At 60.7% G+C, this 8,769-nt stretch carries 5 protein-coding genes; all 5 read right to left on the reverse strand.

Annotation, left to right across the window (positions count from 1 at the left end; genetic code table 11):
• Positions 1-301: 301 nt before the first annotated feature.
• Entirely contained in the window at positions 302-2,626 is a 2,325-nt protein-coding gene (locus BMI01S_RS34825) for a C2 family cysteine protease (RefSeq protein WP_028232836.1), read from the reverse strand.
• 298 nt (positions 2,627-2,924) lie between these two features.
• Positions 2,925-4,325, reverse strand: coding sequence for a TolC family protein (locus BMI01S_RS34830; RefSeq protein ID WP_244145472.1), 1,401 nt, complete (start codon positions 4,323-4,325; stop codon positions 2,925-2,927).
• Positions 4,326-4,541: 216 nt separating this feature from the next.
• The gene (locus BMI01S_RS34835) at positions 4,542-5,885 is read right to left on the reverse strand and encodes an HlyD family type I secretion periplasmic adaptor subunit (RefSeq protein WP_028232837.1); all 1,344 of its coding nucleotides are present in this window, start codon (positions 5,883-5,885) and stop codon (positions 4,542-4,544) included.
• The gene (locus BMI01S_RS34840) at positions 5,882-8,032 is read right to left on the reverse strand and encodes a type I secretion system permease/ATPase (protein WP_028232838.1); all 2,151 of its coding nucleotides are present in this window, start codon (positions 8,030-8,032) and stop codon (positions 5,882-5,884) included. The genes BMI01S_RS34835 and BMI01S_RS34840 overlap by 4 nt, the downstream gene beginning before the upstream one ends.
• A 363-nt stretch (positions 8,033-8,395) precedes the next feature.
• A partial coding sequence (locus BMI01S_RS34845) for a transposase (protein ID WP_042292438.1) occupies positions 8,396-8,769 on the reverse strand: 374 nt, incomplete at its 5' end.

Below are 8,769 nucleotides of genomic sequence, written 5' to 3' on the forward strand. Positions count from 1 at the left end.
TATATAGCCGGAAACGTTGAACCGTCAGGAGCTAACCCAAAGTCCCTGAACGCATCCCTTCGGAGAGTCCTTACGATGACATATTGCAGAGGATTTTTTGTTTAGCGGTCGCGGCCTCAGATGCATGAGTCGAAGGTATAGCGCTTGGAAAACGCTGCCGTTGCGATAATCCCGGACACGTAGCCGCTGCAACTGGGACAGATCGAGGACTTTCTGATCAGGCAAATGGCCGATAATTGCGCGGCGTCCTCACGTTGCTGGACCACCCGCGTACCGATGCGTACGCGGGCAGTGCTGACGCTCAGTGCGGTCTGACGAGTCCGACGCCGGGCGTTTGCGGACTGATGCCCGAAGTCCCTGTCAGGCTCGCCGCGGGCGGTACATTGAAGGTTGCCATCGCCTGCACGAGACTGGCCACGTCGGTTTGGCGCGCCGACGCACTCGAACTCATTACTTTACTGTCGGTGGCCGGGCCAGACGCGGAGTTCAGCGTGGACACGCTGAAATAGCCACTGCCCGATACACCGTCGAGTTCGGCTGCCGAGATTTCGAACGTGGAATCCCATGCCGCTCCGCTGCGCTGCGGGCCCCAAGGGTTTCTGAAGATGAAATCACCGTTCGATGTGTCAATTCCCGTGACGGAGAACGCGTGGCTGCTCACGAGGTTGGTTTTGCCATCGACTCCCTTCGAATCTTTGAACGACGAATACACCACCAAACCCGTGTGGTTCTCGAGGGCAGATGCCACGGCGTTATAGGCTGCCGCGCCGCTCGAATAGTTGACTGACTTGCCGCCGGTGAACGCATCCAGCGCCACGGAGGGCTGGCCGCCATCGATGATGCTGTAGCTGTTCGCGCTCCGTTTCTGTCCATCAGCCGTAAGCAGGCCGTCCGCCGCGGCTTCGATGTAGGCCTTTTCCATGAGGTCGACCCAGTTCCCTGCGGCCGTGCCTGCCCCGTAGGACGCAACGTTGCCGTCCACTGTAAGGTAGAACGGGTTCTTTCCATCGTAGAGCCGGACCGCATAGGTTCCATTGCCGTTCGAACCGATCATCGACGAGAGCAGGGAAGGGTCGTCAGTCGCAATTTCTTCCAGCGACGAAATGAGCCAGCAGTCACCGATTCGTCCCTGTGCGACGAGCTCGCTTGCCTGCTTGGTGGAGTCCGTGAAAAGGGCCAGCCCGGAGACATCCTTGTAGCTGCTGTTCGCGGAGATTGCCGGATCGTCGATCCCGAGGAACCACTTGTTGACGAGGGCCGAGTATTCGTCCGCGCTTGCCCCGGTCTGGAGGCCGCCATTGAGCACGCTGGAGAGCAGCGAGGACACGTACGAGTTGTCACCATTTACCGCTTTTGCGTTGGCGAGCAGTTTATTGAATGCCGCGAACTGGCCGGCGCTCAACCCGTTCGTCCCGATACCAGATCCAAGCTGCTGGAGGCCCGAGAGCACGGAATCATAAGTGAGCATCGAGCCGGGTTGCGCTGAGTCCAGGAACCAGGCATGCGTAGCATCCATGGCCGGCAGGGCGATGGTCATATGCGTCGCATCGAGCCCCTGGCAGGCTGCCAACGACAACTGGTTGATGCCGGCGGGCGGAATGGCGGCGAACGCCTCAGGCGAAAGCGCATTGAGCCAGTCGGCACTGACGGAGTCCCAGTGCGTAGTTGCTGCGCTGAGCTGAGCGGGGGTCAGCGTGGCGGCAACGGAAAGCGAAAACCACTCGGGATCGACTACGGCTGCGAACTGCTGTGCGTTCATGCCCTGTACGGCAGAAGCGCTGAGTCCCTGGATCATCCCGGCCTTGAACTGACCGAAGGCCGTCGGGGGAATGGCGGTAAAGGCGTTGGGCGACAGGGCATTGAGCCAAGTGTCGTTGACCTTACTCCATGTGGTCGTAGGGATCGCCGCAATCTGGGCAGCAGTCAGGGCAGTTACGGCGTCCAGCGAGAGCGATTCGGGGTGCGGCAGTGCGGTGATCTGCTGCGCTGTCATACCGCTCACAGCCGCCGCGTCCAGTCCCTGGACAGCGGCAGTGGAGAACTGCTTGATGGCCGCGACCGGAATCGCGGCAAACGCGGCAGGTGACAGGGCGTTAAGCCAGGCTGAGCCCGCATTGTGCCAGTTACCGGCGAGCAGGGGAATCTGCTCGGCTGTAAAACCGGCAACCGCCGAAAGCGTGAGCTTGAAGGGTTGCGCAAGGGCTGCAACCTGCGACGGTGTCATCGCGCGAACGGCGGCCGCGTCCAGCCCCTGAATGGCTGCAAGAGAGAATTTGCTGATGCCTGCCGCAGGAATGGCAGCGAAAGAGGCAGGCGAGAGTGCGTTGAGCCAGGCTGCGCTCGCACTCTTCCAGTTGATGCTGAGCAGCGGAACCTGGGCGGCACTCAGGCCGGCGACGGCCGCCGGCGCAAGCGAGAGGGCATGGGCGAGGGCTGCAACCTGCTGTGGCGAGACTGCGCTCACCTGCTGCGCCGAGAGTGCCGCGGTCTGGGCCGCGCTCAGCCACAGGGAGTGCTGGATGTCGAAACTAGCGATCGCCGACGGAGAAATCTGCGCAATCTGCGCTGCGCTCAGGTGCCGGAAGTCGGACTGGTTGATCGAATTGGGGTTGGTAAGATCAATCATGGTGAACGTAAAAAATTTGCGTGTTACCGGGCCGTACCTGGTCGAACTGCCGTATGGGCTACGGGCTTGATCTGGTGCGGACTGTCCTGTGTGCTGGCATGCCTGCGTACCCCGGCTTTCAAGGGAATCTGTGCCAGTGCCGGTTGCTGCTGCACAGCTCCGGTGGTCGAAACACCGGGAGTCAGCCGCAGTTTGTTAACGTATGGATGAATGATTCCTTTGGTATTCGGTTCCTCCTTGATTGCTGCCTGCGGTGCAGGCGGTGGTGAGCGAGATGTCGTACAAGCGGGATCGGCGGTTAATGCAGCACATCGGCGTGCGTGTCCGTATTCCGTATCTGGCCCATGCCAAGCTGGCCCGCATCAGCAATTAACTTCAGGTATGCCGAGTTCCACTCGGATTCGCACTGCACGCGTGACTGCTGCGCATCGTCAAGGGCGCCCTGCGCCGATAGCAGTTCAAGGATGTCGGCCACTCCATGCTCATAGCGATTGCTCGCCGACGCCAGTGATGCCTTTGCCGCGTTCAGCAACTGTGCCGACGCGTCCAGGTTTTCCTGGGCCGACCTGGCATCGGCGTACGACTTGATAAGGTCGCTGAGAACCTGATGCTCCGTATCCAGTGCCTGCACGGCGCTCTGCTCAGCTTCCGCCTGAGCCTGTCTGACCTTATAGGTGCGCGAGAAGCCATCGAACAGAGGGATGGTCAGTGTGATGCCCGCGACAATCGTGTTTGACCGGGTGGACTGGACGCTCTGGTTCGGATAGCCGTTCTGGTAGGTGGTGACACCCAGGTCGATCGTGGGCAGGCCTTCGGCGCGCTCCACCTCGATGTTGTCTTCGCTTGCAGTTTGATGTGCGCGGGCAGCGACAATCGCCGGGTGGTTCGCTTTGGCCGTTGCCATCAGTTCGGACAGCTCGGGAAGGGGCCGTTTCGCGAATAGCGGGACCGCGGGCGGCAGCGTGATCCCGGTGTCAGCCGGGGCGCCAATCACGTAAATCAGCGAGGCAATCGCTTTGTCGGCGTCGGCCTTCGCACGCTGCTGCGCCAGTCGGGTTCGCGCCAGCGCTGTCTGAGCCTGTAGGGTATCGCTGCGGCTGGCGACGCCCCGAGACTCCCGGCGTCGGGCAGCAGCGAGAGTCCTTTCGGCCACGTCCGTCGCCTGCTCGCGCGCGTCGAGCGCCCCTTGGGCGGTCAGCGCGTCGAAATATGCGTGGATGGTCTGCGCCATTGTCTTTTGAATGGCTGCGTCATAGCTGGCAAGCGCAGCTGAAAGCAGATCATTGGTCGCGTGGCGGTGCGCTTCGCGTTCCCCGAAATCAAACAGGCGCCAGTTCAGCGAAAGATAGGTGCTGTAGCCGTTCACGCTGTTTCCCGACGAGGGAAAGTCCGGGTACCGGGTCGCGTTGCGCTGGCCGGTTATGGAACCGTTCAGCGTGGGCAGATACGCTGCCCGCGCCTGCCCGACCTGGGCTGCCTGGACCTTGATCGTCGCCCATGCGGCTTGTGTCTGTGAATTCGTGCACAGCGCCGCATCGATAGCATCGGTGAGTGTCAGCTGGGCCGACATGTCAATTGCGTCGGCGCATGTCGAGGGTGCTGCGTCGGCCGACGTCCCGCCGCCAGTCGTCATGATGGGGGGCATCGCAAGCAGCGGGTCACGCACAAGGTCGGGCAGCCCGGTCACGCCGGCGCTCATCGCGGGTTTCGCAAGCGCTAGACTTGTGACGGTAACGACGAGCAGCGCGACTGTGCGCCCGACAGGGAATCTGCATTTGTTCACGATCACTGAATTAGTACTGCAATATGCTGCTTTTTCCTATTAATGGGACGACTTGGCGGCACGCATGGCGATACTTACGCGCAGTTTGGCACCTGTATAACGCGTTGATGTCGGCCGGGTACCAGCCCGACATCAACGCTCATGCAGGCTTTCGTTGCCATGCTGAATGAGGGGCGACAGCAGGTACTGGATGACACGTCGTGAGCCGGTTCGGATATCCACGGTGCCGGACATGCCAGGTGTGACCATGACGGCTCTTCCGTCGACGTTCATCTCAGGTTTGTCCAGTTCGACCGAAACCGCGTACCACAACCCTTTCTTCTGGTCCGCAATGGCATCGCGTGACACGTGGCTTACCCGTCCGGATAGCGTGCCATAACGGGTGTAGTCGAACGCGTCGATCTTGACTGCGGCCGGCTGCCCCTCGCGCACGAAACCCACATCCCTGTCTTCAATGGAGGCCTCAAACCGGATGCGATCGTGCAACGGAACCACCTGGAGCAAGGGTTGCGCGGCAGGAACCGCTGCGCCAACCGTGTGTACGGCCAGCTGCTGGACCGTACCGTCAACTGGCGATTTCAACTCCATCAATGAGTGATGGGCAGCCATTTTTAGTACATCCTGTGCCGCTGACTGCTCCTTTTCGATAGCCTCAACAAGCTTGTCCTCAGCCGTTTTGCGGGTATTTGAAGTCACCTCCAGCAACTCGCTGCGCGCCTGGGCCAGTTCGCCCTGGATGTCGATACGGGTCAGTGTTTTCTGCAGCCACGCATCGCGCGAGACGTCGTGGGTTTTTGCCAGTTCCGCATATTCTGCTTCCTGCTCGCGCGCCACGGGCAGGGAGCCCGCATATCGCTGCACGTCGGCTTCAAGGTGGGCGCGCCTGGCGGTGTAATCACTCCACGCGTCTCCCAGGTATGCGGCACCGTCGCGCTGACGCTCTGCCGTTACCCCCTCGAGCCTGGGCAGATGTGGTGCGTGACAGCTATTGAGCGCACCAATCAGGGCGCGCTGGACAGCCACCAGCACAGCCGCGTTCTGACGCTCGCTTTCGGCCTTGTCGTGCTCGCTGTCGGTTTCGCGATTATCGAGTTCAATGAGCAGTTGCCCCGCACGCACGCGCTGTCCCTCCGTGACGTGCAGCGCGTGTACGCTGGCTATCTGCGTCGCCGAGATGGTCTTCGTCTCTCCGTTGAAGGCTATCTTGCCCTGGCCGGTAGTCACAATGTCGACCCGACTAATGGTGGCCCAGACAACGATCGCGACAACCAACAGGATCAGGACGCGTGCAACCCAGCGGCCAGCAGGCGATACCGGGCGCGCCTGCAATGCCAGTGCTGCTGGAAGGAATTCCGCCTCGTGGCTTTTGAAAAGCCCGTCGCCAGGGTGGCGGGGTTGCTGCCAGGCGTGGCGCGAGATTCGCCAGTAACGCCCGAGCAACTGGCATACGGCCTGGATGCGGTAACGAATATTCACGACTGTGTCTCCGCAATTCCCTGCTGCAGCGAGAATAGGTGTGCGTAGATACCATCGGGTCTGGCGAGCAACTGTTCATGGGTGCCGGCTTCTGCGACCTCGCCGCGTTCCATGACCACGATCTGGTTCGCCTCGCGTACGGCGGACAGCCGGTGTGCGATGATCAGAACCGTACGTCCTTTGCAGATCGCTCTCATGTTGTCCTGGATGACTTTTTCCGACTCGTAGTCGAGCGCACTGGTCGCCTCGTCAAAGATGAGAACGCGCGGGTTTGAGATCAGGGCGCGGGCAATCGCAATGCGCTGCCGCTGCCCGCCGGACAACCCGGTGCCGTTATCACCGACGATGGTGTCGTAACCTTCGGGGAGTTCACATATGAACTCATGGGCGCCCGCAAGCCTCGCCGCCTCGATGACGACCTCAACGGGCAGCGCTGGGTTGGCGAGCGCGATGTTCTCGCGCACCGAGCGGTTAAAGAGGACGTTTTCCTGCAGAACCACACCGACCTGCTGACGCAGCGATGCCGTATCAATGACGGAAATGTCCTGGCCGTCGATAAGCACCCGCCCTCGGTTGGGTACATACAGCCGCTGGACAAGTCGCGTGAGGGTACTCTTGCCGGAGCCCGAGCGACCCACGATCCCGATTACCTGCCCGGGTGCGATTTTCAGGCTGACACCGCGCAGCACGTCCGCGCTGTCCGGACGGTAACGGAACGCCACCTGGTCAAATTCGATTGCACCGGAGAGGCGTGGCAGACGCGTCTTCTGTCCGGCCACTTCCGGGCGGCCATTGAGCACATCGCCCAGGCGGCTCATAGAGATGCCCACCTGCTGGAAGTCATTCCAGAGCTGGGCAAGCCGCAGGATAGGGCTGGAAACCTGTCCGGCAAGCATGTTGAACGCCACGAGCTCACCCACGCTCAGCGATTTGTCGATAACGAGCAGCGCGCCAACCCACATGATGGCGGCGGTTACCAGCTTGCTGATCAGTGTGATACCGCCGTTGGCGAACGTCATGGCGTTGTTCACCGATTGTCCGGCGCTGACATAGCCGGCTAGCTGTTGTTCCCAGTTCTGGATCCAGCGCGGCTCAACTGCCATGGACTTGACGGTATCGATGCCGCTGATGGTTTCCACCAGAAAGGACTGATTCTCTGCGCCCCGGTTGAACTTGTCGTTCAGGCGAGTACGGATGACCGGTGTGAACAGTACCGACAGCAGGATGTACAGGGGTATTGACAGCGCGACGATAAGCGTAAGGCGCGGGCTGTACCGGAGCATGACTGCGAAAAACACGACAGAGAACAGCAAGTCGATCACCAGCGTCATCGCATTGCCAGTGAGAAACGAGCGCATATTCTCGAGTTCGCGAATCCGGGCAACCGAATCGCCGACCCGTCGCGCATGGAAGTAGGACAGGGGGAGTGCAACGAGGTGGCGGAACAGGCGAGCACCGAGTTCAACGTCAATCTTGTTGCTGGTATGGGAAAATATCCAGGATCGGATTCCCGTGAGTACAGCCTCGAAAATGGTTGCGCAGACAAGACCGATGGCGATTACATCCAGCGTTTTCAATGCGTGGTTCACTAGAACCTTGTCCATCACGACCTGAAAGAACATCGGCGTGACAAGTCCGATGACCTGGAGCACCAGTGAAATGACCAGGATCTCGCCAAGCACGCGACGGTATTTTGCAATGGCCGGGATGAACCAGGTGAAGTCAAACTTGGCCATTTCGGCTGCGAACGCCACCTTGCTCGTGAGCAGGATGAGCGTGCCGGACCAGATGGCGAGAAAGTCGGCGGCGGTGAGTACCTTGGGAGGGTCCCCCGGGTATTGGACGAGCAACTGCTGGGACTGGTTTGCCGCCTGGCGGCACTGAGCGAGCACGAAAAAGCCGCCGGTGCGGGTGTCCTGGGCGATTGCCGGCAGCGGTACCATGTGCAGACGACTCGGGTCCTGCCGCACAGCCCGGGCCTTCAGGCCGATCGCCTGGGCGGCAAGCAAGATGGTCTGCTGGTTGAACGGATCACCGCCAAACCTGTGACGCAACTGCGCCTCATCCGCGGCGACGCCGTGAAGCGCGGCGATGGAAAGCAGGCTGTGCAGTCCCTGGTCATTCTGGGGGGCATCTACGGGGTGCACTTTGTGGTCTCCTCCGCACTCATTTCTTTCGCATACCTAAAAACGAGTGCATTGCACGCGCTATACAGTCTTATTAAGATACCGGCTCGGAGCAATCGTCAACGTCAATTGATTGTCCAGTGAAAGCCGATCGTCCTTCATCATCTCGGTCGGAACCTGCTCTACCAGATGACATACTGGAGAACGCCATGCCGAACCTGAGTCCCTCCGTCTAATACCGAGCGAACGGATACCGCCGAGTTAATGACGCACTCTCTCATGACAAAGCTTAAAATTTCTTCATAGGGTTCAGCGCGGATGTAGCAACGACTGTGCAATCCTAAGCTAAGCACTGACGGTCTGCGCGCCTTCATCTATCATTCGTCAGTCAGCGGTAAGTTTTCGCCGGGCTGCAGGCGCAGCCAGCTCCACCATCAGCCAGCGGCATCGCCGGTTGCCTGCCTTGCCGATACCGAGTTCGACCTCGCTGGTGCCGCTGGCGTACGGTGTCGGCGTCAGATCCAGACAGCCGGCCAGTTCGCGGCGGTTGCGAAACTGCCGCCAGCAGAACAGTTCCCTGACGAGGGTCCACGCGCTGACGGCACCGATGCCCGCGAGCTGTGCGAGCAGTGCCATGTCGGGTTGTGCGCCGCTACGCACCTGCCGATCCTGCTGCATTTCGAGCTGGCGGATCCGCTGACGGACCAGCGTGAGCCGCTCGGATTCGCGGTCAATCTCGGCACGCAGACCTGGCGCGT

Source organism: Paraburkholderia mimosarum LMG 23256 = NBRC 106338 (assembly GCF_000739815.1).
Classification (GTDB): Bacteria; Pseudomonadota; Gammaproteobacteria; order Burkholderiales; family Burkholderiaceae; genus Paraburkholderia; species Paraburkholderia mimosarum.